At 36.7% G+C, this 23,798-nt stretch carries 20 protein-coding genes; 10 read left to right on the forward strand and 10 right to left on the reverse strand.

Annotated elements, in window-relative coordinates; genetic code table 11:
- Positions 1-266: 266 nt before the first annotated feature.
- The 3 genes from KKC46_06625 to KKC46_06635 form a co-directional block, all read right to left on the reverse strand.
- Complete coding sequence (locus KKC46_06625; GenBank protein ID MBU1053487.1) at positions 267-788, reverse strand: DUF2947 domain-containing protein; 522 nt, start codon at positions 786-788, stop codon at positions 267-269.
- Between the two features lie 232 nt (positions 789-1,020).
- Positions 1,021-1,182, reverse strand: a complete 162-nt coding sequence (locus tag KKC46_06630; protein ID MBU1053488.1) for a hypothetical protein — start codon at positions 1,180-1,182, stop codon at positions 1,021-1,023.
- Between the two features lie 128 nt (positions 1,183-1,310).
- The gene (locus tag KKC46_06635) at positions 1,311-1,763 is read right to left on the reverse strand and encodes a DUF3795 domain-containing protein (GenBank protein ID MBU1053489.1); all 453 of its coding nucleotides are present in this window, start codon (positions 1,761-1,763) and stop codon (positions 1,311-1,313) included.
- A 209-nt stretch (positions 1,764-1,972) separates the two neighbouring features.
- Between KKC46_06635 and KKC46_06640 the strand changes: the two genes are divergently transcribed.
- From KKC46_06640 to KKC46_06655, 4 genes are all read left to right on the forward strand, one after another.
- A complete protein-coding gene (locus KKC46_06640) occupies positions 1,973-3,286 on the forward strand; it encodes an integron integrase (protein MBU1053490.1) in 1,314 nt (437 codons plus the stop codon).
- A 33-nt stretch (positions 3,287-3,319) separates the two neighbouring features.
- Positions 3,320-4,156 carry a 50S ribosomal protein L11 methyltransferase gene (locus tag KKC46_06645; GenBank protein ID MBU1053491.1) on the forward strand — a complete coding sequence of 279 codons (837 nt, stop codon included), beginning with the start codon at positions 3,320-3,322 and terminating at the stop codon, positions 4,154-4,156.
- Between the two features lie 130 nt (positions 4,157-4,286).
- The gene (locus KKC46_06650) at positions 4,287-4,964 is read left to right on the forward strand and encodes an XTP/dITP diphosphatase (protein MBU1053492.1); all 678 of its coding nucleotides are present in this window, start codon (positions 4,287-4,289) and stop codon (positions 4,962-4,964) included.
- 9 nt (positions 4,965-4,973) lie between these two features.
- A complete protein-coding gene (locus KKC46_06655) occupies positions 4,974-6,944 on the forward strand; it encodes a phosphoenolpyruvate carboxykinase (GTP) (GenBank protein ID MBU1053493.1) in 1,971 nt (656 codons plus the stop codon).
- Positions 6,945-6,958: 14 nt separating this feature from the next.
- Here the strand turns inward: KKC46_06655 and KKC46_06660 are convergent, their stop codons facing one another.
- On the reverse strand, positions 6,959-8,230 hold the full coding sequence (locus KKC46_06660; GenBank protein ID MBU1053494.1) for an AmpG family muropeptide MFS transporter: 1,272 nt from the start codon (positions 8,228-8,230) through the stop codon (positions 6,959-6,961).
- 244 nt (positions 8,231-8,474) lie between these two features.
- Here KKC46_06660 and KKC46_06665 point away from each other — a divergent pair, with 244 nt between their 5' ends.
- A complete protein-coding gene (locus tag KKC46_06665; GenBank protein ID MBU1053495.1) occupies positions 8,475-10,220 on the forward strand; it encodes a hypothetical protein in 1,746 nt (581 codons plus the stop codon).
- A 7-nt stretch (positions 10,221-10,227) separates the two neighbouring features.
- Here the strand turns inward: KKC46_06665 and KKC46_06670 are convergent, their stop codons facing one another.
- Entirely contained in the window at positions 10,228-10,608 is a 381-nt protein-coding gene (locus KKC46_06670; protein ID MBU1053496.1) for a hypothetical protein, read from the reverse strand.
- A gap of 544 nt (positions 10,609-11,152) precedes the next feature.
- Between KKC46_06670 and KKC46_06675 the strand changes: the two genes are divergently transcribed.
- Complete coding sequence (locus KKC46_06675; protein ID MBU1053497.1) at positions 11,153-11,491, forward strand: type II toxin-antitoxin system PemK/MazF family toxin; 339 nt, start codon at positions 11,153-11,155, stop codon at positions 11,489-11,491.
- A gap of 100 nt (positions 11,492-11,591) precedes the next feature.
- Here the strand turns inward: KKC46_06675 and KKC46_06680 are convergent, their stop codons facing one another.
- On the reverse strand, positions 11,592-12,902 hold the full coding sequence (locus KKC46_06680) for a (Fe-S)-binding protein (GenBank protein MBU1053498.1): 1,311 nt from the start codon (positions 12,900-12,902) through the stop codon (positions 11,592-11,594).
- A gap of 343 nt (positions 12,903-13,245) precedes the next feature.
- Here KKC46_06680 and KKC46_06685 point away from each other — a divergent pair, with 343 nt between their 5' ends.
- From KKC46_06685 to KKC46_06695, 3 genes are all read left to right on the forward strand, one after another.
- A complete protein-coding gene (locus KKC46_06685; protein MBU1053499.1) occupies positions 13,246-13,773 on the forward strand; it encodes an O-acetyl-ADP-ribose deacetylase in 528 nt (175 codons plus the stop codon).
- A gap of 253 nt (positions 13,774-14,026) precedes the next feature.
- Positions 14,027-14,353 (forward strand): IscA/HesB family protein, encoded by a 327-nt coding sequence (locus KKC46_06690; GenBank protein MBU1053500.1) that lies wholly within the window; start codon positions 14,027-14,029, stop codon positions 14,351-14,353.
- Between the two features lie 224 nt (positions 14,354-14,577).
- The gene (locus KKC46_06695) at positions 14,578-15,486 is read left to right on the forward strand and encodes a TIGR01777 family oxidoreductase (GenBank protein MBU1053501.1); all 909 of its coding nucleotides are present in this window, start codon (positions 14,578-14,580) and stop codon (positions 15,484-15,486) included.
- Here KKC46_06695 and acnA read toward each other — a convergent pair.
- From acnA to KKC46_06710, 3 genes are all read right to left on the reverse strand, one after another.
- Positions 15,481-18,162, reverse strand: coding sequence for an aconitate hydratase AcnA (gene acnA, locus KKC46_06700; protein MBU1053502.1), 2,682 nt, complete (start codon positions 18,160-18,162; stop codon positions 15,481-15,483). The genes KKC46_06695 and acnA overlap by 6 nt on opposite strands.
- Positions 18,163-18,422: 260 nt before the next feature.
- Positions 18,423-20,648 (reverse strand): aminodeoxychorismate synthase component I, encoded by a 2,226-nt coding sequence (pabB, locus tag KKC46_06705; GenBank protein ID MBU1053503.1) that lies wholly within the window; start codon positions 20,646-20,648, stop codon positions 18,423-18,425.
- Positions 20,649-20,660: 12 nt separating this feature from the next.
- Positions 20,661-21,233, reverse strand: coding sequence for an aminodeoxychorismate/anthranilate synthase component II (locus KKC46_06710; protein MBU1053504.1), 573 nt, complete (start codon positions 21,231-21,233; stop codon positions 20,661-20,663).
- A 370-nt stretch (positions 21,234-21,603) separates the two neighbouring features.
- Here KKC46_06710 and KKC46_06715 point away from each other — a divergent pair, with 370 nt between their 5' ends.
- On the forward strand, positions 21,604-22,569 hold the full coding sequence (locus KKC46_06715) for a D-alanyl-D-alanine carboxypeptidase (GenBank protein ID MBU1053505.1): 966 nt from the start codon (positions 21,604-21,606) through the stop codon (positions 22,567-22,569).
- A 26-nt stretch (positions 22,570-22,595) separates the two neighbouring features.
- Here the strand turns inward: KKC46_06715 and KKC46_06720 are convergent, their stop codons facing one another.
- Positions 22,596-23,747, reverse strand: a complete 1,152-nt coding sequence (locus tag KKC46_06720) for a VanZ family protein (GenBank protein ID MBU1053506.1) — start codon at positions 23,745-23,747, stop codon at positions 22,596-22,598.
- Between the last annotated feature and the right edge of the window lie 51 nt (positions 23,748-23,798).

The following is a 23,798-nucleotide window of genomic DNA, read 5'->3' on the forward strand; positions in this document are numbered from 1 at the left end:
TGCCAACAGGGTCCCAACTGATAACTTTGCATAAATATGTCCAATTATTTTCATGTGGTTTGCTGCCCGGCGGGAACGAAAAATATTGGCCGTTGTAGCTTCGAGAGCATGAAAATAATAACAACAGAATAAATAATAGGGACGATATTTGATGGACTTTATTTTTCATTTTTATGCACAGAACGCTTGAAATAACCCACACCGCCGCCGTTAATGGATAAAAAAACCTTACTTACTCGGTGTTGGGTTAATTGATTTGTTGTGCATCAAACATTTTCTTGATGCTGAAAAATAGTTTTGCCAAGTGCCTTTGGTAAAAAGTGCCATCTATCTTCTATATAAATGATAGCCTTATCAAATTCAGGAATTACAATCACATCGCTATCATCACTAGGATAACAAAAATCGTCCCAATAACTCAAAAAAAGGCCCCAATCGGTCTTCACACATGTTTCCGCGTGCCAAAAGAAATAAACTGTTGTGTTGTCGGGTAAAGGAAAGGACTTTCGAAGTAACGAAGCGATTTCCTTTTCTACTACGTCATCGTCTGTCTTGAAAGTAGGACCGTCTGGCCATTTTATATTTTTCTGTACATAAAGCTCAGTAAGGTGATGTTCGCGTGAATTATTGCTTGGGTAAACATACTCATTCCAGAGCTTTATACTTTCATCCGAAGGAATAGGGTGAAAACGTCTAAATTCGGCTTCAGAAAGCTGAACATACTTCTCTGCATCAGAAAACCGCCAAATTAGATCAAAATCTGAATATATAGAATTTAAAGGGATCATTTCATATCATATTCTAAATGCACAACGGTGGAAATAACCCACACCGCCACCGTTAATGGAGATAAAATCTTACTTACTCGGTGTTGGGTTGATTGATTGGTTATAAAAAATATTTAGGAGGTTTGTTATGAGTACTTTAAAAGATAGTTTTTATTCTTTACCCTGGCCGTGTATTGATGTGGTTCTGCACGTGTTACAGCTTGCGGCCATATGTGCTTTAGCCTATAAAACGTTATTTTAATAAAGCTATAATGGCTATGATAAGGCCAATTACTGTAAGTATAATTGATATTTTATGTTCTTGAATATATTTGCGACGTGCATCTATTCTTTTACGTCGAGCACTTTGTTCAAGAACTGGATTTTCAATTCTTCCATGTTTTTGTTCAGTCATTGATTTTTCCTTTCATTAGGAATTAGTAATTTGTAACGTAAGGGTGAGCAGACTGGCCACCCAAATAGCATTTAAAAACGTGACGAATTCCAGTCTGCTCGACCCGTTTGATATGCTGTTTTTGTGTCCTATACCCACGGATAGCACTTTTCTCTGTGTTTTGCCCAATCAGAAATTCCATATTTCTGTATTCTACGTAAGTTTTCAACTATGCTGTTACCATGGAACGGTTTTAAGAAATTGAGTTTTTCACAATTTGCAAATTCTTCGCATTCCCAACACCCTTGTATTTGCTTTTCATGAACGCAACTGATTATTATGCATGACCCTCCGCAACCATCTCCGCCAGAACCACAGGGTGTTTCACAATTTATCTCAGAAATTGCTTTCAACAAATCAGTCAGTTTTTCAAAGTTTTCAAATGCGCTATTATGGACTTTTTTAACATTTGCGTATTCATTGAAATGATGTTTTTCAAATTCCCTTAGCAACTCAGATGATAATTCCGATGCTCTGCAGTTATAGCGAATGCAATCACCACAGTAGAGGCCACAATATCCTGTAAGATCTTTATCTTTCATTTTCTTTTTGCATATCAATTTATATACGTAGTACGTAATTTATAGGTTTTAAGGGTTACTTTTTATTAAACACTAATTCCTATAAAATATTATTTGCAAAAAATCAAATAATTATTATTGAAGAGTTACGTATAATGTGTTTATTATCATGTTATACGTAATACATGTTATCACGAATTATCCAAAAGCAAGGCTGTTATATTAAAATAATGAATAATATTTTACCTGATTTTCAAAAATATATCCTGGACAATGAACTGGTTCCTGAAAACCAAATTCCATTTTATGCTAACTGGGTTAACAAGTTTATAAAATTTTCCAATACCCGGCAGGATAAAGCATTGGATTTAAGAGTTCAATTATTTCTTGATGCTTTAAAAAAAGACCGGGAACTTCAGGATTGGCAAATCACACAGGCTGAAAATGCCATAAAACTTTACATTAATAATTTCCTGCCTACATCCGGTGGCACTGCAATACTTTCACCAAATGCAGACACAGAGGCTGAAAACAAATTTCCGGATGATCAAAAAATAATAAAAGAAATTCGCGAAATATTACGTATTAAGCACTATGCCTACAGCACTGAAAGAACTTATATAGACTGGTTCAAACGTTTTCATGCCTACCTGACCAAAGTAAAAAACAAAGACTGGGTAAATCAGGGAGCTGATGAAAAGGATGTCAGAGGTTTTCTCAGTCACCTGGCAATCAAGCAGCAAGTATCGTCTTCAACTCAAAATCAAGCCTTCAATGCGCTATTGTTTTTGTTTCGGGAAGTTCTCAAAATTGATTTGAAGGATTTGGGTAAAACGGTACGGGCCAAAAGAGGCCCGAAGCTTCCTGCTGTATTAACCCAGGATGAAGTTCGCAGTCTGCTTGAGCAATTAAATGACAGGGATGCTCTTGTTGTGCATCTTCTCTATGGTACCGGAATGCGGCTGATGGAATTAGTCAGATTGCGGGTTAAAGATATTGATTTTGGAGCAAAATCTATTATTGTCCGGGCGTCAAAAGGTGATAAGGACAGAATAACAGTTCTTCCCAATGCTGTTATAAGTAAACTAAAAAAGCATCTGGACGCGGTTGAAAAAATTCATGAGCAGGATTTAGGCAAAGGCTTTGGTGAAGTATATATGCCAGGTGCCCTTGATAGAAAATATCAAAATGCAGCAAAAGAATGGCGCTGGCAGTATGCTTTTCCTTCTGCGACTCTTTCGGTTGACCCCCGTTCCGGCAAGGTTCGCCGACATCATATAAGCCCCAGCTCCATTCAGAAAATCGTTGCTTCTGCGGTAAGAAAGGCTGGTATTGCCAAACACGCCACCGTACATACCTTGCGCCATAGTTTTGCAACACATTTACTTATGAATGGTGTAAATATCAGAGAAGTCCAGGAATTTTTAGGACACAAAAATGTTGAAACAACAATGATCTATACTCATGTATTGCGAAATATGTCCAAAGTACCTATAAGTCCTTTGGATACACTGTTTGCCGATGAATCGTCTGAAAAGATTTGAGCCAGTTTCAAAAACTAATATAATGAAGCGGTTATGGACTTTATTACGGATATTAATAAGCTAAAAAAACATATTTATGAAACAGTTTTATCTTCTTTGGAACCGCTGACTTTTGGAATGCTTTACAAGGTATTAAAAAAGCAGTGTAAGATTGAAAGGTATGCTTTTAAAAAAGCTGTGGATGAACTTGTTGCATCAGGAGATATCTGCTACTCATATAAACATGGATGTTCATTTCTGGAAAAATCTTTGGAAAAACCCGTACAAATATCAAAACGGATTTTCCTTGTGCCTCATCAATTAAGATACTCAAAAAAAGCTGATGAGATCGTAATAAAAATGCAATCGGGAATATCTTTTGGACGTGGAGATCATCCTACTACAAGGCTTGCCCTAAAAGGTATAGAGCATGCTTTTGAATTTAACAGCCTTATTGGTAACAGCAACACTAATTCAAAAGCTCTTGATATTGGGACGGGAAACGGGATTCTCGCAATTGCCTGTGTTTTGCTTGGAGTACAGAAGGCCCTGGGTATCGATATTGATAAATGTGCAATAAATGAGGCACGGGAACATGTAATAATTAACGGACTTGTAAACAGGATAGAAATATCGGATATGCCTGTTGAAAAAATAACCGGGCATTTTTCAATTATTACAGCAAATCTGCGCTATCCCACATTAAAAAGTCTACATCCGTTAATAGCAAAACTAACCGGAACAAATTCCATGCTCGTATTTTCAGGCATAAAAGTTTCCGAATGTGATGAACTTTCTAAATTATATACAAATAATCTTTTTACATACTGCTGGGAAGATAGAGAAAAAGATTGGAGCGCTATGGTATTTAAAAGATCAAAAATTGCATAAGTCACAAATGAAATTATTTGAATCCAAAAGAGATGAAAACACTTTACAAAGAGCGAACCATGATTTATAGATATTTTTTTAGTTTAAATAATCGATTCATTCATTTATTTATAAATTTAAAACATACATTATGAACAATTTAATTACTCTCGTTATAGCTACCAGAAATAACGGCAAAACCGCAGAAATTGCAGATATCTTCAAAGATCATCCTGTTAAAATTAAAAATCTTACTGATTTTGGTCCCATACCTGTCATTGAAGAAGATGGAAAAACCTTTGACGAAAATGCATACAAAAAAGCAAGTTTTGCAGCAAGAATACTTGGGTTGCCGGCTCTTGCAGATGACTCAGGTCTTTTAGTTGAAGCTCTTTGTGGAGCACCCGGTGTTTTTTCCGCCCGCTATGGTGGGGAAAATGCTACCGACGAAAAACGATGCTTGAAGCTGCTTTCTGAAATGAAAGGGAAAAAAAACAGAAATGCCGCTTTTGAGTGTGTAATATCTATTGCCATGCCGACTGGTAGCGCCCTCACATATGAGGGCCGTTGCGAGGGTATTATTACAGAAGAACCTTCCGGAACGAACGGATTTGGCTATGATCCCATATTTTACTATCCTCCTTTTAAAAAAACTTTTGCCGAAATGAGTATGGAGGAAAAGAGCTCGGTTAGCCATAGAGGAAAAGCACTAAACGAACTGAAAAACGAATTCGATAAAGTGCTTTTATGGATACACCAGAATTTGCTTAAACAGGATAAGTTTAAGGTTATGCCCGGATGTGAAAAAATTGATATTGATATCCGATAGGAGACTCACATGCTTTTAAAAAATAAGGGGGCTGATATTATACTCGAAACAGGCGGGATAGAATCTTTTGATTCTGCTTGTGAAATTTTTGAAAAAATAATTGATCGTGATAATCTTTCAAAGCTCCTTAAAATAAAACAAAAAGACGTGCTTTTAAAAATTGCAAATTCTATTGCAATGTGTCAGCCGAATAGTGTTTTCGTATGTACCGGTTCTGAAAAAGACCATCAATATATAAGAGAGCTTGCCCTTATAAATCGTGAAGAAGCAAAGCTTTCATTGAAGGGGCATACTATACATTTTGATTTAAAAGAAGAGCAAGGGCGTATAACAGATAGAACTTTTTATATAGTAAATGAGGGGGAAGAAGTAAATTCCCTTGCAAAAAAAATATTAAGAACCGATGCGCTTAATGATATTAAAAACAAAATGAGCGGCATTATGCGTGGCAAGGTAATGTTAATAGGATTTTATATGCGTGGGCCTTTAGGATCTCCTATGTCCAATCCGGCTATAGAGATTACAAGTTCCGCCTATGTCATGCACAGCGCCGAAATACTTTACAGAAATGCATATCTTCATTTTGATAAAGAAGTGGAAAGGCTGGGACATTTCTATACTAATCTCCACAGTCAGGGTCAAAACAGGCCGGAAGACCTTCCGGATGCTCGTATTTACATGGATAGAAGTTATCAAACAACATACAGCATTAATTGTACTTATGCCGGAAATACCCTTTTGTTGAAGAAAGGAAACCATAGATTTTCCGTTGATAAGGCTGTTTACAAAAACCGTGGGAATGAACTTTCGGAGCATATGTTCATAACATGTATTGAAGGACCACAGGGCCGTTTAACCTGGTTTGCAGGAGCTGCTCCAAGCGGATGCGGAAAAACAACCACGGCCATGGCAGGGCACTATTTTATAGGTGACGATCTTGCCCAGATGTGGATCGACGAAAACGGCACCATAAGATCTGTTAATCCGGAATGTGGAATATTCGGCATTGTTGAAAATCTGAACTGGGAAGGTGATCCGTTGTTGATGGATCTTTTGAGAAAAGAAGGAACAGAAGTCATATGGTCTAATGTTCTTGTTGACGATAACGCAATTCCCCATTGGGCAGGAAACGGAGAAGAACCGCCTGAAAAAGGGTTCAATTTTCAGGGTTTCTGGAAAAAAGGCATGACGGATAAAAGCGGGAAGCCTGTCCCTATATCACACTCCAATGCACGGGTTACTCTGACATCAAAAGATATCGCAAACTATTCACCTAGTAGCGAAGATCCTGAAGGCGTTATTACAAGAATAATCACATACAGCGGGCGTGACAGCGATACAATGCCTCCTATCCGCGTGGCAAAGAATTCAGATCACGGCGTAGTAATAGGCGCATCAATAGTATCTGCCGCAACCTCTACAGAAGTTGGTGCAACAGGAGTAAACAGAGCTCCCTGGGCTAATGCACCTTTTATACCCGGGCCTATGGCCGATTATATGGATGCCCAATTCCGGTTTTTTGGAAATAAAATAATAGCAGAAAACTATAAGCCTGTTATGGCAGGACTGAATTATTTCCTTTCCGACAAGGCCAGAGGCGGGACTTCAGATAAACTCTTGGGTGAAAAACGTGATGTAAAGGTGTGGCTGTCATGGCTGGAGAGAAAAGCCTATGATGAAGTCGGTGTAATAGAAACGCCTATCGGCGGGATACCCAAATATGATGAGCTTAAAAATTTATTTTGGACAATTATAAAAAAAGAATATCCGGAATCGCTTTATATAAAGCAATTTTCTCTATACATTGACAATATTGTTGCAAGAGTTGATCTGCAAATCCAAGCTTACGGAAAAGAAACAGGTGTGCCGGACAAATTATTTGAAGTGTTAAATGAGCAGAAGGAAGGACTTCTTAATCTCAAAAAAGCATTCGGTGCTATTGTAACTCCTGCCGATCTTCTTAAACTTAGCGAAAAATGAAAGGCAGCCTAACTTTATATCTGTTTGGGTTTGATGTCCTGAGCACCAAGAGCCTCCGGATTTTCATTCCATGGCGCTACTTTAAATAATAACAGCATGCCGGGGATAGCAATTATAGTGCAGAAGATAAAGAACTTAGTCCAGCCAACGGCATCTACAATAAAACCTACGGATGCATTGGCAAAGGTTCGGGGTACAGCCATAAAGGCTGTAAAAAGTGCAAATTGGGTTGCAGTATATTTTGGATGAGTAGATCGCGCAATAAAGGCAGTAAATGCAGCCGAGCCCAAACCAACACCCAGATATTCCATACTGATTACAACAGCCAGCGCAATTATGTCATTACCCAGCTGTGAAAGAATTGCAAAACCTATTATGGTAACCAGCTGCACGATTCCAAATAACCAAAGGGCGCGGTTTATACCGATTTTAAGCATCAGCAAACCACCTATCATGCCACCGATAATCATCGGCCACAATGCAGCATTTTTGGCAATCCATCCAATTTGAGTCATGGTAAAACCCATATCGAGATAAAAAGGCGTGGCTAATGCCGTAGCCATATTATCACCGATTTTATAAAGAAACATAAACGCCATTATCAATAGTGCACTGGCAATACCTTTACGGCCAATAAATTCCTTAAACGGCTCCACAATAGCAGCTTTTAGCGTACGCGGCGCCACATTGAGGCTTGATTCTTTAATCGCCAGTGTCATGCCTATTCCAACTATCATAAACAATCCGGTTATCTTAAATACCGTATCCCAGGGCAAATGATCCGCCAATATCAAAGATAGTGATCCGGGAATCAAACCTGATATTCGATAGGCATTAACATGAATTGAGTTACCAAGCCCTAGTTCATTGTCGGGCAATAGTTCCCGCCGGTAAGCATCAACAACAATGTCCTGACTGGCACTAAAGAAAGCGACTGTAGCACTTAAGATCGCGATTACCCAGATTGATTGCCTGGGATTAAACATACCGAATGAAACAATAACCAGTAACAGGGCAACTTGCGTTATAAGTAGCCAGCCACGCCGCCTGCCCAAAAAAGGCGGCACGTATCGATCCATAAACGGGGACCAGACAAATTTCCAGGTATAGGGGAACTGGATAATTGAAAACAGCCCGATAGTAGACAAATCGACACCTTCAGTTCTTAACCAGGCGGGTATCAATGAAATCAGGATATAAAGAGGCAAACCGGAAGTAAAACCGGTAAAGATACAAATGAACATTCTTCTGTTAAAAACAGATTTCCAGAAACTGCTATTTATCATTAATGGTCTTTTCCAATTGTTGGTTTTGCAATCTGCAATTACTTTATGGCATAAGAATCGCGGTGCAAGAAGCATGTGTAAGATATTTTACTGTCGGGAAAGCGTTTTGAATGACCTTATTATATTTTATATTTTTCTGCAATTATAAAACCGCTTGTTAAGCAAACAGCGTTATGGTTATAATGTAGCATATATATATGTTTAATTTTCTTTTAAAAGTCATTCCACGGAATCATAAAAAGTCATGAATAATGAATATAGCATAGCAGACAAACGGGCAGCCGATCTCAATTTTCAAAAAAAAGAGATTATAACAATGCCTCCCGAAAAGGCCATAGACAGTATTTTGGAAGCAAAGCATCCGGCAGCTCTTGTACATTCCTTTTCGGAAGAAGATTTTTATTTTCTTATTAACGATATAGGTATTTATGATGCTTTTGAGCTGCTTAATTTAGCTTCCGACAAACAATGGGAATATATACTTGATATTGAACTCTGGAAAAAAGACAGGATTGAAACAAATTCTTTAACAAGGTGGTTTGATATTCTCTTTCAGGTTGATTCGGCACGCTTTGCCAAATGGGTAGTTGAGAAGAAAACAGATCTTGTAGAATTTTATCTCTATAAAAACATAAGAGTCGCTGTAAGGGAACATGATCAGGACCCATCAGAGCTTGGCAATGATTTTATGACAATAGACGATATTTTTTATTTTAAGGTTATCGATAATTACGAAGATAAACCATATGATCCGGATATTGAACCGGAAGAAGAAACCTATAAAGAACATAAAAAAGACTTTATCTCAAATATGCTGGAAAAAATTGCAGAATACGATCATATAAAATACCAGAATATACTACTAGAAACAATGGCCGTGCTTCCGGCTGAGATGGAAGAAGAATTTTACCGTTTAAAAAATGTAAGACTTTCAGAAAAGGGCTTTCTGCCTTTTGATGAAGCTGCAGGGATTTACTCTTCTTTAAAACCGGAAACTATTACAGGCAGAAAAAAAGCTCTTAAAAGAAGTAACAAAAACATACCTTTGCTACCCCTGCCCCTTTATCCCATAAAAATGTTAAAAGATGACAATCTGTTTTCGATGGCGCTCAAAAGAATTGATATAAATGAAACACTCATAAAGCTTCAGGCAGAATTTGCCACCCTTTGTAACCAGATTATCTCTGCAGATCAAAAAGCAATTAAAAACAAAGATGAACTAAAAGATATTGTCAAAAAGGCATGTGGATATTTAAGCATTGGAATCGAATGCTTGATAACTGAAAATCAAAAGCCGGATACTGTTAACGCTACAGCCATTATAAGTGAGTATCAGCTTGAGCGCATTTTCAGAACCGGTTTTAGCCTTGCGTTGGGACTTAAAGAACGCGCAAAAAAATGGCTGAACAAAGCATGGTTTACCAAACAAGGGCTTGGCTTACATTTCTGGGATGAGGAATGGATGGGAGTATTGGGCGGACTATTAATCAAAAAACCTCTCTATTATGAAAAACAAAAAGGCAGTTATATATTCCGGGAATTTCTTTCTGCTTCAGATATTATTGAAAGTCGTAAAATACTGGAAGAAGCAATTTCTTTCGATGATCTTCTTTCTTTAATAAATGTCGATATCAAACAGATAAAAAGCAGTAACTTGAACTATAAAAAACTCATTCTTACTCTTTTTGCAAGAAATAGCCTCGGCCTGCCTGAAGAGCCGTTACCAATATTTCTTGATGAATTCAAACGCTTTTATAAAACTCTCTGGAAAGGAAAAGGAAAAAACCGCAAAATAGATATTTTAGTCAAAGAATCATTTTTAAGCTGGATTTCCAAAAGGACAGGTCTTAAAGAAATTGAGATTACTGAACAGTTAGGTAGGGTTTTCGAAAGTATTTTTAATGAAATTGAAAATGAATATGGAAGAGTTGCAATTTCCGATCTTGATACAAGGTATATCAATCTTTTTCTTGTGCAAAAGAAGAAGTAACCTCAATTTATCGTATGAAACTTTTTGGCTTGCCGCATAACCCTGCCTGCCATTGATTCAGGCAAACCGGTGAATATCCCGATGTTGCTTTCTTTTTGTTCTCCCACCGTGTTGCATAAACATCGTTGCGCCCTTTAAAAAGCGACATAAATAATTTTATTTTTGAAATGGAATCAGATGTATTGTTTATATTAAAGAATGAGGTTTCGTCATGTGATTTGTCGTCGGGTATGGTATTTTCTTTTAAGACATATTTTGTAATATTTTCTTTAGCGTGCTCGAAATCGGTTATCCCGAGCTGTGCTTTTAATCTGCTGTTTTCTTCTGTTAAACGATTCTTTTCGTTTAATAAAAGATTATACTTTTCAAACAACTCATCGTAATTCATATTATTCCTGAACCATATAATGTGTTTGAAATCATTTTATTTATCCCGCTATTTTTATAATTTAAGTGCCGCTATTTTACAAGATTTATTGCCACTATATTTATAAAATTACTGCTCATACGGATGTGCAGGAAAGTTGATCAAGATAATATAGGAGCAAAGAAAGTGTTATAGGCTAGAAATTTATTTTTACCCAATGGGTTAAATAGATGTAGTTTGAAGATACAGCGCTAAAGGCTATGCAATACTATGTAACCAGGAAGTTGCTTCCTGAAAGCAGTATATCGGATATTTTCATTCAAATACAGGGTAACCGCATTTAGAAATCAACCTGCCAGGACTTTCATAAGATAATCATTATCCCAACCAGCCCTAAATCGTTTTGATTTTATGCTCTTTTTCGGTGTTGCTTCTTTTTTAATCATATTCATACTTCGTGCAAAAAACATCAGATTTTATTGCATTTAAGCGATTATTAAAAGAGGGATGAGATAAATTTATTTAGTTTATCTCATCCCCTAATAAGAAAAGCGGAGATGGAAATATGGCCGGAATATTAAGAGGTAATATCTATTGGGCGGATTTAAATCCGGTCATTGGTAGTGAGAAGGGCGGTTTACGCCCTGTTCTCATTTTAAGCCAAAACGTTTTCAATGAGCGATCCGGCACGGTAATAGCCGTTGCGATCTCAAGCCAACCTCAAAAAGCTGGGTTTCCGCTTACTTTGGAGCTTTCCGAACTAAAACTCCCAAAACAATCATGGGTAAAGATTAGCCAGATTCGTACATTGTCCGTAAAACACATAGGCCGTAAAATAGCCAAAGCATCTGATGAAGAATTGACTCTCATAATTGAAGGCTTGAATGAAATAATTGGTGCTTAACCATAGCATGCAGGTGATAGCAATTTGAAATTGCCAACTGAATGGAGAAGTAATTTATTTCGCTAAATTTCAATTAAAGCTTTTACAAATCCATTTGGCTTCAAAAATGCCCTTTCAGTATTTCGGCATATACTTCTATAGTATGTTTTACTTCGATTCTGTCTTTTGATTTTGAGAGCATATCGGATATCTGAATCATGCAGGCAGGGCAGGATGTTGCAACTATCGAACATCCGGATGCCTTAATGTTATTGCGTTTCCTCTCCCCTATTACAGTTGAAATATCATAATGCTCTATATTAAAGCTTCCTCCCATTCCGCAGCACCAGTCTGCTTCAGGCATTTCTTTAAAAGTATAATGGCTGTTTGCTTTTATAACTTTTCTTGGCTCTTCAAATACTCCAAGAGATTTTTTAAGATGGCAGGGATCGTGATAAGTAATGATTTTACTGTCTCCGGCATTTTCATATTTTTCTTTTTTAATTCCTATCTTTGAAACTATAAACTGGTTTATATCAAGTACTTTTTTAGAAATTATCTCAACTTTTTTTATTATATCATTCCCCAGACTCTCTCGTGCCATAAGAGGCCAGATATTTTTAATAGTTGCAGTACATGTTGCACATGAAGTAATAAGATAATCAAAATCAAAAGGCTCAAATTGATTGATATTGTAAAGGAGAAGTTTTTCAAACGACTTGGTATCTCCCGCAGATATCGCCGGAATACCGCAGCATCCCTGCCCTTGAGGCATAAAAACCCCGACTTCATGAAAAGAAAAAACATCCATTGCAGCTTGTGCCACATTCGGGAAAAATTTATCTATTAAGCACCCCGTAAAATATGCGATTTTCATTCCCGATCTTCCGGGAAAAGTATTTACAGAAGGTGTACTCCGGTGAAAAGGAACCGGGGCAAGCGGCACAAAATGCCGCTGTTTAAGAGCAGGTGAAGAAACCCGGGAACATGATGTTCCAACAATATCGCTTGCGGTTTTTGTGAAAAATCCCTGAAATTTTGTTCCAAACTCAAGAAGTCTGTCAAACGTTTTCGGATTTGACAGCATCTTTCTTAAAATAAGTTTTTTACCTGTTGATAATCCCATAAAAGCGGTTAGAATAGCCCTTGCTTTAATGAAAATATCAAGAACCTTTACCCCGCTTGGGCAGTTTGCAGCACATGATCCGCACAAAAGGCATCTATTTAAATGCTCAAATACCCCATCGGGATTTTCAAACATATTATTCAAAAGCCCGTTTAAAATGGCAAGCTTTCCTCGCGCAACATCCGATTCTTTTCTTGTTACCGAAAAAAGGGGACACACAGCCTGACACGTACCACATCTCATGCAAACGGCAAGCATCTTGTCAAGTTCTTCCATAAGCCGTGCAAGCCTTATCATATCGGACATATTTATTTTCTCCCCATATTCACTGCCTAACCAATAATAATTGTAATAATAAATTTATCAATGCTTCTAAAATAAAGAAGGCCTAATATAAAGTCACAAAACAGTTTGTTAACCAGGAAAAAGCTTGTTTCAACATCCCGATTTTTCAGCTGATTTATAGCATAATTCTTCTTGACAATACATTTATCATTCAGTAACCTTTTTTAAGGTAGTTGAATATTTAACGATTTTGCACCGGTTAATACCGGTTGCAATCGATATTAAGATTTTACTTATTATTACACAACTTTTAATTTGTCTTGCTTTAATCTTTAGAGCAAATTTAATATTAAGGCGGTACTTCATGAAAAAACAAGTCCTTGGTAAAATTGAAATTAAACAGGAAGATATAACAAAACTCCATGTTGATGCCATTGTTAATGCCGCAAACCGCTCTCTTCTCGGCGGAGGAGGAGTTGACGGCGCAATACATCGTGCTGCAGGCCCTATGCTTCTGGAAGAATGCAAAACACTGGGAGGATGCGATACAGGAGAAGCAAAAATAACAAAAGGATATAACCTGCCGGCTTCATATGTAATTCATACTGTTGGTCCTGTGTACAGCGGGAAACCTGCTGACAGCAGCCTTTTGGCTCAATGCTATACAAACAGCCTGCAACTTGCCTTAGAAAAAAAATTAAACTCTATCGCATTTCCTGCAATCAGCTGCGGGGTTTACGGCTATCCTATTAAAGATGCCTGTAAGATTGCCATAGACACTACTTGCAGTTTTTTAGAAAGCCAGGAAAGCTCTTTATCAAAGGTTATTTTTATTCTTTTTTCATCCAAGCATCTTGATATTTATCATAAATACCTAAAAGTAATTTCCTGAATTTGACAAACATGTTTATATTTTGATCATAAATTTTTCAAAACAAAGTTTACCTTCCATTTGCTTGTAATATGTATGAGATAGGATAGCAAATTCACATAGAGATAATCTATTTTGAATCCTGAATAATATTGACAAACACTATTTCAGTAATTAGTTTAGAAATCATAGGAAAGGCAAAAAATGATTGCCGATATACCTTAAAAAAACCGATTAAAGGTTAATATGCATATTTAGCAGAAGGAGGGTTAACATGGTTGAAGTAACACCAATGGCTAGCAAACAGATAGCCGAATATTTTGAAGGGAAAGAAGCTTCACCGATCAGGATTTTTTTAAATCAAGGTGGCTGAGGCGGGCCGTCTCTGGCATTGGCTCTGGATGAGCCTAATGAATCTGACAAAATATATGAAGTTGACGGATTTAAGTATATAATTAATCAGGAATTTTTGGAGAAAGCAAAACCGGTTAAAGTAGATTATGGCCAAATCGGTTTTAAAATTACATCGGGATTCGATATGGGTGCTCCTTCTGCATGCTCAAGTTGCGGCACAGGTGGTTCTTGCAGCACCGAATCATAATATACTCATAGTTTATATATATTAACAGGGTAACATCAGATGATATTTTTGTGTTGCCCTGTTTTTATAATCATTTCAGCTTCAATTTTCCACATTTTTTATTGTGCGCTCAATACAAATTTTACTTTTTTGGATAATAGCGTTTAACACTCATCGATTTTTGCTATTTCATATTCGCTATTCTCGATATAAATTTGCTTTTATCGGAGGTGGAAATATTAGATATGAAGATATTAATTACCGGTGGAACAGGTTTTGTAGGATCATATCTTTCCGATACCTTTATCAAAAAAGGTTATCATGTTATATCTATTGGCGGACCTCCGCCAGGCAATGCATTAAAACATCCAAATTTAAAATATGTCCTGGCAGATACAACCCAAAAAGGCTCCTGGCAAGAGGAATTAAACAATATTGATGCTGTTATAAATCTTGCAGGAAGATCGATTTTCAGCCGCTGGAACGATGATTATAAAAAATCGATTTATGATAGCAGGATACTTACAACACGTAATCTTGTCGAAGCTCTTCCTTCAAATAAAAATATTACTCTTTGCAGTACATCCGCTGCCGGTTATTATGGCGACAGGAAAGATGATATTTTGACTGAAAACGAGTCTCCCGGTAATGATTTTCTTGCTAAAGTATGCAAAGATTGGGAAAATGAAGCGTTCAAGGCTGAAAAGAAAGGGGTAAGAGTTACCATAACCCGATTCGGCATTGTTTTAGGAAAAGGCGGCGGAGCTTTAAAACAAATGATACCGCCGATACGTTTTTTTGTCGGAGGCCCTCTTGGAAACGGACAGCAGTGGTTTCCATGGATTCATATCGAAGACCTTATCTCGGCTATGCTTTTTATTTTTGAAAACGAATCTGTAAGCGGAGCATTAAATTTCACTTCCCCGGAACCTATAAGAAACATTGAACTTGTTAAAACCATTGCCGGAATTCTTCACAGACCGGCTATCATGCCTGCTCCGGCTTTTTTCATAAAACTGTTTCTGGGAGAATTCGGATCATCCATTCTGGCCAGTCAGCGAGTAACTCCTGAAAAGCTTCTACAATATGGTTTCAAGTTTAAATATCCTGATATAAAAAGCGCGCTGAAAAATATTATAGAAAAAGGTTCATAACTTAGATATATTCCTTAACACATAGGAAAGTATCCCACCGTGAATAAAATAGTTTAACTCTGATTTTGAATCGATTCTTGCAGTAACATTAAACTCAATTTTGCTTTTATCTTTCCGGCAGGCTGATATTTTAAGCATTTTTTTAGGATAAAAATCTGTTTCAATTCCTTCGATATCGTATAGTTCAGTTCCATCCAGTTCCAGCACTTCATAATTTATTCCTTCATCAAATTGTAAAGGAAGTACCCCCATGCATACAAGATTGCTTCGGTGAATTCTTTCAAAGCTTTGGGCTATCACGGCTTTAACTCCCAAAAGAAAAGTTCCTTTGGCAGCCCAATCACGCGAACTTCCGGTTCCATACTCCCTGCCTGCTATTACTATAAGTGGAATACCCGATTTTTTATACGCCATCGCTGCATCATAAATAGTTGCAGTTTTTTCTTCAGGAAGTATGGTTGTCCACCCACCGGTCGTTTCGGGGGCAAGTTTATTTTTTAAACGAATATTACCGAATGTGCCGCGCATCATTATTTCATGATTGCCGCGATATGATCCAAAGGAGTTAAATTCATCCGGAGGTATTTTTTTACTTATAAGATATTTTCCGGCCGGACTTTCAACAGGAATTGAGCCGGCAGGTGATATATGATCGGTTGTTACCGAATCACCTAAAAGAGCAAGCACTCTTGCTTTTTTGATATCTTGAAGCTCCGGTGTTGTTTTGGTTATATCGGTAAAAAAAGGCGGATTTTTAATGTATATTGAATCAGGCTCCCATTTAAAAATTGACCCTTCAGGAACCGATAGCAATTGCCATTGTTTTGATCCCTCAAATATAGTGGAATATTCTTTAATAAACATATCCGGAGTTAAAAGAGTTTCTACTATTTGACTGATTTCTTTTGCTGATGGCCATATATCTTGAAGAAAAACAGACTTGCCTTCATTGTTTGTCCCTATTGGCTCGGTTTCAAAATTAATATCAATTTTGCCGGCTATCGCATAAGCTACGACAAGCGCAGGCGAAGCAAGAAAGTTAGCACGTATGAGTGGAGAAATTCTTCCCTCAAAATTTCGGTTCCCGCTTAATACTGAAGCCACCACAAGATTTTTCGCAGATATTGCTTTTACAACAGAATCATGAAGTGGGCCGCTGTTTCCTATACAAGTGGTGCATCCGTAAGCAACAATATTAAATTTAAGCTCTTCAAGATATGACAACAACCCTGATTTTTCAAGGTAAGCGGCAACTACTTTGGAACCGGGCGCAAGACTGGTTTTTACCCATGGTTTAACCATAAGCCCCAGTGAGAGTGCTTTTTTTGCAAGAAGCCCCGCACCTATCAGAGCTGAAGGATTGGAAGTATTTGTACAACTTGTTATAGCAGCTATAACAATTGAACCATGATCAAGATTGGCCGAAACATCATCTATCTTTATATTTTCAGGTTTTTCTTTTCTGTTATTATCTTTTTGTATTAATTCTTTAAATACTTCTTTAACCTGAAAAAGCGGTATGCGTTCCTGAGGCTTTTTAGGCCCGGCAATACAAGGTTGAACCTTACTCATATCAAATTCAACAGTATCATGATAGATGATATTACTTTTGTCATCTTGTCTGAAAAGGCCCTGTTCTTTAGTATATGTTTCTATCAAAGATATGATATGGTCAGAGCGGCCGGTTAATCTAAGGTATTTTAATGTAATATCATCCACCGGGAAAAACCCCATTGTAGCTCCGTATTCAGGGGCCATGTTTGCAATGGTCGCACGATCCTCCAAGCTTATGTTTGAAACTCCGGGCCCGTAAAATTCAACAAATTTTCCTACAACACCTTTTTTTCTTAAAAGCTCGGTAATATGTAAAACAAGATCTGTTGCAGTTGTACGATCTGAAAGTTTTCCTGTAAGCTTAAAACCAAGCACCTGGGGAGTAAGAAGATAATATGGATTTCCAAGCATAACAGCTTCAGCCTCTATTCCGCCCACACCCCAACCAAGCACTCCAATTCCATTTATCATTGTTGTATGTGAATCAAAGCCAAACACACTATCAGGAAAAACAGTGTTGGTATTTGAAAACTCTTTTATGAAAACTACTCTTGCAAGGTATTCAAGGTTAACCTGATGGCATATACCGGTAGCAGGAGGCACTACTTTAAAATTATCAAAATTCTTCTGCCCCCATTTTAAAAAAGTATAACGTTCGGAATTGCGTTTAAACTCATTATTAATATTTTCTTCAAGAGAAGTAGTTTTGCCGAAAGAATCTACCTGAACAGAATGATCGATGACCAGCTCTGAAGGTACACAAGGATTGATTTTCATAGGATCTTTGTAAAGACGATTTGCAGCATCGCGCATTGCAGCCAAATCAACTATTGCCGGAACCCCTGTAAAGTCCTGCATAAGCAATCTGGCAGGCATAAAAGGTATTTCAATACTTTCTTTTTCTATATTCCATAAAGCCAGATTATTTATATCTTTATCTGTAAATAAAACCCCATCTTCGTTTCTGATAAGATTTTCCAGAAGTATTTTAATGCAAACAGGCAGTTTTGATATATCTTTAAAGCCTGCATCGGCAAGTTTATTCAAGCTGAAATATGTATAATTCTTGCTGCCTATCTTAAGTATTTCTTTTGTGTCAAAACTGTTTTTACTGCCTGTCATATTTACTCCTAAAAAATGTCAGATATAAAAGGATTCAAGGGTTCGAGGGTTCAAGCGATGGCAATTTTCCCCTTTGAGTTATAATCCTCTCCCTCTTTGAACTTAATCAAAATTGGGCATTCTTTAAAGAACTCAAAACTTTTACCAAACCTATAATACTACTTTATAATTTATCAACATTACACTTGGCTCCTGGAACCCTTGACCCCTTGAATCCTTGATCAGCAAGTCTTTTATAGATGTTTCGATTGTATATATAATCATAGAAGTATCTTATTGATTTTTTCACAAAGATCAAAAGAGCTATTAATATTTATGCCATCTAACCCGATAGCCGGCACAGCTCCCATAAGAGAATTTGTGAGAATCACACCATCAGCAGAAAACAATTCATTGGAAAAAATTAATTTATCCTCAAATTCATAACCCCATTCCAAAAGCAACTTTCTGACTGCTTTGCTCATTATACCGGGTAGTACATGAGGCGATAACGGTCTTATAATTTTTTTACCATAAACAACCATAATATTTGCCGTATTTGTTTCCGATAAACTTCCATCCGGATTTACTATCAGTGCTTCATCAGCACCATTTTCTTTCGCCCATTGACCTGCAAGATAATAGTATAAATAATTCAGGGTCTTATAGGAAGCAAGAGGACTCTGCCTTGGTTCGTCATAAAAAGCAAGATATAAGCCTTTATTGGTTTTCAGCTGAATTCTTCCCGGATAATCTTTTGCTATAACCAGCAGATCATAATTTGTTATTAAACAGCCCCCTCCGCCTTTAGCTGCAATAATCTTGATGGAAGCCGTTTTATTTGATAGTCCGTTTTCAGTAATTACCTGTCTGATTATATCTTCCCATGTTAAATCAGGAGCCGTATCTTTGAAAAAATATTTCCATGCATCATTAAACCTTAAAATATGTTCATCAAGAAAAGCTGGGTTGCCTTTATTTATTCGTATTGTTTCAAAAAAACCGTATCCATACATAAAGCCTTCGCCGCATGCAGAAACATTTGCATCATCAGAAGACTTTAACATGCCGTTATGCCATATGACTGAATTTATGTTTGAAGTTTCTTTTGTGCTTTTAAATGCATCCATTATAGTACGGCCTTTATGCAATGTTTCATCAAATTCATCCTGCGGATTCGAATCCAATACTATCCCTCCGCCTACGGAATAAACGATCTTGCCGCTTAAAATACTGATAGTACGGATTGCTATCGATAAATCCATCGTGTCATGGAAACTTATATATCCGATAGCTCCTGTATAGATATGCCGGCGGCATGGTTCAAGTTCATCTATTATTTCCATTGCTCTTATCTTAGGACACCCTGTAATTGAGCCTCCGGGAAAAACCGCTTTTATCAAATCCACCTGATCCTTGTCATCTTTCAGTATTCCTTCAACAACAGATACAAGATGGTATACATTCTGGTATGCTTCTATTCTTTTGTGCTCTGATACTTCAACTGATCCGGCCCTGCAAACTTTACCCAGATCATTTCGAAGAAGATCAACTATCATTGATAATTCAGCATCATCTTTACTGCTTTTTAAAAGTTCGCTTTTTAGCTTTTCATCTTCTGCGATGGTTATTCCTCTTGGTCTTGTTCCTTTTATCGGTCTTGTTTCAACCTGAGTTTCCTGTTGCAGTATAAAACGTTCTGGAGAAGTAGAAATGATCTGAAGATTTTTTCCTCCATTAATAAATGAAAAAAATGGGGCGGGATTTTTTTCATAAAGCATCGCAAAAAGAGCAAAAGCGTCTCCTGTAAAATCGGCTATAAAACGCTGCGAAAGGTTGACCTGATAAACATCACCTGCTTTGATATATTCTTTTATTTTATTTACTGCTTCAACATATAAATCTTTACTGAAACAAGATGTTAAATTTCCGGCATATATTGCATTATGCTTTCTTAAAACTCCGCCTTCAAATATTTGCATAAATGACTTTAGGGCATTGTCTTTATCTTTGTTTTGTTCAGAAACAATCAGATCCGTTTCATTTGTTGATTTGTCATGAACAAATACTATTGAATGAGCATAAAACAAAACATCCGGCATTTGTATATCATTGATACTTGTTCTGGGTAATTTTTCAAGCGAGTCTTTAAGATCATAGGATAAATACCCCATAAGTCCGGATATGAAAGGGATATCTTTTACTGTAACATCTATTTTATATTTGTCTAATATAAAACGAAGCACATCGAAAGGGTTTAAATCATATTGAATGGTTCCTTCAACAGTAGTTACGGAAAGATTTTGATTATAACCTGAAACAGTCAGCCAGGGAAGTATACCCATTACATGATATCTGGCACAATCATAGTCTCCGCCACTCATCAAAACAACAGTTCCTTCAAGATGGGCAAACCTTGAGGCAAAATCTTTAAACGGTTCATCCAATTCAATTTTTTGCCTGTAATTATTATTTAATTTTATCTCAAAGTCCTTTCTTGCTGACATAATATTCAGATCTTAAGGCTTATTAATTTTTAAAAAATTATCCACCAGGATTCGCCCGTTCTCAGTTAAAAAACTTTCCGGATGGAATTGAACACCATGAAGCGGATAAACATTATGAGAAAGTCCCATGATAGTTTCATCATGGGTTTTGGCTGTAACATCAAGCATGCTACCGTTTAATTTAACCATAAGCGAATGATATCGCGCTGCCCTGAAAGGAGACGGCATTCCTTTGAAAATTCCACTTTCATTATGTTCAATAATAGATGTTTTTCCATGCATAGGCTGAAAAGCTCTAACCGTAATACCCCCAAAAACCTCGTTGATGCATTGCATTCCAAGGCAAACACCAAGAATTGGAGTTTCTTTATAAAAAGTTTTTATAATGAGTGTAGATATACCCGCATTTGCAGGATCTTTCGGGCCCGGACTAATTAAAATATAGTCCGGGTTCATCACCTTAATTTGCCTGATAGTAATCATATCATTTCTGCAAACATCTATTAAAAGATCATAGTGCATAAACATCTGAGCAAGATTAAATGTAAATGAATCATAATTATCTATTATTAAGAGCTTTTTCAAATTGAAATTCCTGATAAAACCAAAAAATATAAAAGTTTAAGTATTAAAAATGTTTAATATGTCCATCAAATATTAAAAATCAATTAAAGGCAATTTTTTTTTACTGATTATTAAATAATAATTTGCGCAAACATTTCGACAAAGAATACTTATATAATAATTTGCAATTAAAATATAATTGCTTGACGCATAACACTTAATAATTTATAGAGATACAATTGTTTATTTTATATTTGAAGGTAAATTGCACTATATTTAAGGGAGAACAAAATAATGCAAATAATCTGTAAAGAATTTAGCAAAATATTTTATGTAGTACCGTATATAGAAAAAGTGTTATTAACTGGGCTGAAACCAAAGGGAATATGCGTTGATAAACTCTATCTGTAAAAAGCAATACTACCCTACCCTGATCTATCTTTTTATTTTTATATCCTTTTTATTTAATTCGGATTTAGTTTTAGCTTCAGACAACTTGCCAAAGCCTCGTAATAAAACCAACTATAAAAACAAATCCAATATAACTGCAAAAACCAGGGCTGCCGTGGCTATGGATGTATCATCAGGGAAGATACTTTATGCTAAAAATCCTGATCTCAGGTGTCTTCCTGCAAGCACTGCAAAACTGATGACTGCTATTGTATCCATTGAAAATGCCGACCTAAATAATGTTATCACTGTGAGCAAGAAAGCTTCAAACGTATCGCCCCATAAAGCGGGTTTTAAAACAGGAGACAGGGTAACTGTGGAAAAGCTTCTTTATGCAGCATTGATTAGCTCATCAAACGATGCTGCTGTTGCCCTTGCAGAAGGAATCTCAGGATCTGTATCCGGGTTTGTCAAGCTGATGAATATAAAGGCCGCTGAAATAGGAGCAAATAACACCAGATTTATTAATCCAAACGGTCTTCCTGGCCCAGGACAATACATAACCGCTTCAGATCTGTCAAAAATAATGAAATATGCACTCAACTATCCAAAATTAAGAGAGATTATAGGCACACGTTTTACTGAAATTTCAACTCTTAACGGCACATCGATGCATTTAAAAAATACAAATAAGCTATTATGGTCTGATGGAGATATGATAGGAGGAAAAACAGGATATACACGAAGGGCAGGCCACTGTTTTGTGGGAGCTGCGGAGAGGGAAAATAATACGATAATAGTTGCACTTCTCGGAAGTTCGAGCAGAAAGACTCTCTGGAAACATTCGGAAACAATTATCAACAAGGGGTTTGAGGTAAAAGAAAATGATAAGAACCATGTTGTTTATTGCACACAAACAAAATCCTTCTTAAACAAACCATCGCTTAAAAGAGGTAAAAGATTATGATTAGTTTTGAATTGAGCGAAGAACAGCTATTTCTTTAACCTCTGTATCAAATTAAGAACAAAAACACCTATTGTCGTTCCCGATGTATTTAATACAAGATCTGAAAGCTGGGAAAATCTTGTTGGAAGATATGCCTGGATTAGTTCAATTGACATACTGAGTGAAAAACCGGCAATAACAACGACAACACAGATCGCATTAAATCCAAATTTATTTTTCTTTGCCAAAAAAGCTGATACAAAAAATCCAAATGGGATAAAACCAATAAGATTTATTGCCACATCCTTGATATAAGAAAATTTCCATACATCTTGAGATCTCACTGGCTCTAAAAATACTCTTTGAACCGGTTTAAATATTTCAGGGATTATAAGAGGATAACCTGAATCCGCATAATTATGGATAGTACTTTCTTTTCTCTCATCAAACGGATATAAACAGACAAGTCCGGCATTTTGTTTCAGCAATGCATAATCACCATCAATCCACGATTGATAATTTGCAGAAATCTGCTCCGGTGCTAAAGATTTATTATATATGGCAAGGCCCATAAATTCACCTTTCCAGAAACTGTGTCCTGTTGGTGAATTGCCGATTATAATGCATAAAGGCTCATCACCATATTCTGAAAGCATAGGAAAACCGGAATAAGACTTTGCATGCATGCCATTTAAATAAACAGCGGATTCTTTTTTATCTGATACTATTGTAATAAAAACATCCCGGTTTTTTAATAGAGCATTGTTTAAGCCTCTTTCCCTATAAGGTTCCCTGCGCTTAAACAGAGCCGGGTCATTAGTACGGCATCTTACAATCAGATGCGACCTCCATTGCCCTACAGTAATTACTCCAGGTAATTTACCATCGTAAAGATTAAAAATAGGCGGAAGATTTCCCGGTTCGTTTAGTGGTTTAACCCATAGTTCCACACTTATTGCTCTGTCGGAAAAAAGCGATTCATTAGACTTCTGCAAGCGGTCATGGCTTATAATCAAACCCTGGCCACTAAATGATACTCCATTATTATTTTGCAACCATTTGACTTTGTTTTTTGGGAAAAAGTTAAATGGCCAAAGTCCTGCTAATATTATGGCAATAACAACAGCAAAACAGAATATTTTTAAAAGAATGGTGTCAATATTGTTAATTTTGCTGATATATAATAAAATTGATTTCATATATTCTTGCACCTGATATCTTTCTATTATCTACTTATCAACTCATGAATC

Source organism: Pseudomonadota bacterium (assembly GCA_018817425.1).
Taxonomy (GTDB): Bacteria; Desulfobacterota; Desulfobacteria; order Desulfobacterales; family RPRI01; genus RPRI01.

Excerpts from the sequence above, each read along its gene's own strand:
- KKC46_06680 (MBU1053498.1), bottom strand. The coding sequence starts at position 12,902 with ATGTCCGATATGATAAGGCTTGCACGGCTTATGGAAGAACTTGACAAG.
- KKC46_06675 (MBU1053497.1), top strand. The coding sequence starts at position 11,153 with ATGGCCGGAATATTAAGAGGTAATATCTATTGGGCGGATTTAAATCCG.
- KKC46_06650 (MBU1053492.1), top strand. The coding sequence starts at position 4,287 with ATGAACAATTTAATTACTCTCGTTATAGCTACCAGAAATAACGGCAAA.
- KKC46_06720 (MBU1053506.1), bottom strand. The coding sequence starts at position 23,747 with ATGAAATCAATTTTATTATATATCAGCAAAATTAACAATATTGACACC.
- acnA (MBU1053502.1), bottom strand. The coding sequence starts at position 18,162 with ATGACAGGCAGTAAAAACAGTTTTGACACAAAAGAAATACTTAAGATA.
- KKC46_06625 (MBU1053487.1), bottom strand. The coding sequence starts at position 788 with ATGATCCCTTTAAATTCTATATATTCAGATTTTGATCTAATTTGGCGG.
- KKC46_06645 (MBU1053491.1), top strand. The coding sequence starts at position 3,320 with ATGGACTTTATTACGGATATTAATAAGCTAAAAAAACATATTTATGAA.
- KKC46_06640 (MBU1053490.1), top strand. The coding sequence starts at position 1,973 with ATGAATAATATTTTACCTGATTTTCAAAAATATATCCTGGACAATGAA.
- KKC46_06660 (MBU1053494.1), bottom strand. The coding sequence starts at position 8,230 with ATGATAAATAGCAGTTTCTGGAAATCTGTTTTTAACAGAAGAATGTTC.
- KKC46_06655 (MBU1053493.1), top strand. The coding sequence starts at position 4,974 with ATGCTTTTAAAAAATAAGGGGGCTGATATTATACTCGAAACAGGCGGG.
- KKC46_06670 (MBU1053496.1), bottom strand. The coding sequence starts at position 10,608 with ATGAATTACGATGAGTTGTTTGAAAAGTATAATCTTTTATTAAACGAA.
- KKC46_06665 (MBU1053495.1), top strand. The coding sequence starts at position 8,475 with ATGAATAATGAATATAGCATAGCAGACAAACGGGCAGCCGATCTCAAT.
- KKC46_06695 (MBU1053501.1), top strand. The coding sequence starts at position 14,578 with ATGAAGATATTAATTACCGGTGGAACAGGTTTTGTAGGATCATATCTT.
- KKC46_06630 (MBU1053488.1), bottom strand. The coding sequence starts at position 1,182 with ATGACTGAACAAAAACATGGAAGAATTGAAAATCCAGTTCTTGAACAA.
- pabB (MBU1053503.1), bottom strand. The coding sequence starts at position 20,648 with ATGTCAGCAAGAAAGGACTTTGAGATAAAATTAAATAATAATTACAGG.
- KKC46_06635 (MBU1053489.1), bottom strand. The coding sequence starts at position 1,763 with ATGAAAGATAAAGATCTTACAGGATATTGTGGCCTCTACTGTGGTGAT.
- KKC46_06685 (MBU1053499.1), top strand. The coding sequence starts at position 13,246 with ATGAAAAAACAAGTCCTTGGTAAAATTGAAATTAAACAGGAAGATATA.